The organism is Streptomyces sp. NPDC031274, from assembly GCF_055570235.1.
The window spans coordinates 1-1,066 of sequence record NZ_JBVIHP010000454.1; the positions used below are offsets into that span (position 1 = coordinate 1).

Here is a 1,066-nt window from a genome sequence, read left to right on the forward strand (position 1 = left end):
CGCGCGGGTCGGCCCCTTGCTGCATGGTGCGTACGGGCAGATGGCCGCTCGGCCCGGCGATCGCCTCCAGCGGTCCGGCAAGGACTCCGAGCAGCGCCCGCAGCAGCCGGGGCGAGAGCAGCGCGAAGCCGACGGAGAGCAGGATGGCGCCGTAGGCCGGGGTCGCCATCAGCGCGGGGGCCGTCGCGTCGAACGCGAAGGTGGAGAGCACGGACGCGGCACCGGCCACGACGGCGCCATGGGCGGCGATGTTCCGCACCCTGCCCCGGCGTTGAGGCGCACCGGCGGCCGCCCTGGTCGCGCGGCGCACCGCGAGGAACGCGGCGCCCACCGATGCGAGCAGCGTGATGCCGATGCCCGACACGAGGGCGATCGGCCCGAACGAGAAGTCCACGCCGTCGGCGACCTGCCCGCCGTCCTTGAACATCGAGAGCAGCGCCCGGCCGCCGAGCATCGCGGGACCGACGGCGAGCAGCGCCCCGGCCAGGGCGACCACGGCGGCCTCCCCGACGACCATCCGCTTGATCTGCGCCGGGGTGGCCCCGGTGCTGCGCAGGAGGCTGATCTCCTCGCCGCGCTGGCGTACGTTCACGGTCAGGGTGGAGGCGATGGCGAAGAACACCAGGAGTGCTCCGTAGCCGCCGACCACGCTCGCGGCAGTGGTGAGAGTCTCCGCGCTGACGTCGTCGACGCCCGGGGCGCCCGCGGTGTCGTGCATGGAGTTGAACGTCATGATGATCGCCGCGCCGAGGAAGGCGGAGAGCAGGGTGGCGATGAGGCGTCCGGGGCGCTGCCGGATGGAGCGCAGGGCGAGAGTGAACATGGCTCAGACCCCCAGTGTCATCGTGTCGGAATGCACGCCCGCCGCGGCGTCGCCCAGGTGCGCGAGGCGCTCGGCGACGGCGTCGACGGTCGGGGACTCCAGGTGGCCTGCGAGGCGGCCGTCCGCGAGGAACAGCACGGAGTCGGCGTAGGCGGCGGCGACCGGGTCGTGCGTCACCATCACCACGTTCCCGCCGTGTACCCGCACGGTCTCCTGGAGCAGCCGCAGGACATCTCGCGCGCT

1 protein-coding gene and 1 pseudogene are annotated in these 1,066 nt (G+C 73.5%); both read right to left on the reverse strand.

The annotated features are described in order from the left end of the window. The coding region (locus ACZ5CR_RS47115; RefSeq protein ID WP_468870228.1) for an FtsX-like permease family protein at positions 1 to 823 on the reverse strand (823 nt) is incomplete at its 3' end. Between the two features lie 3 nt (positions 824 to 826). Beyond that, positions 827 to 1,066, reverse strand: a pseudogene (locus tag ACZ5CR_RS47120) (ABC transporter ATP-binding protein); the annotation flags it as partial.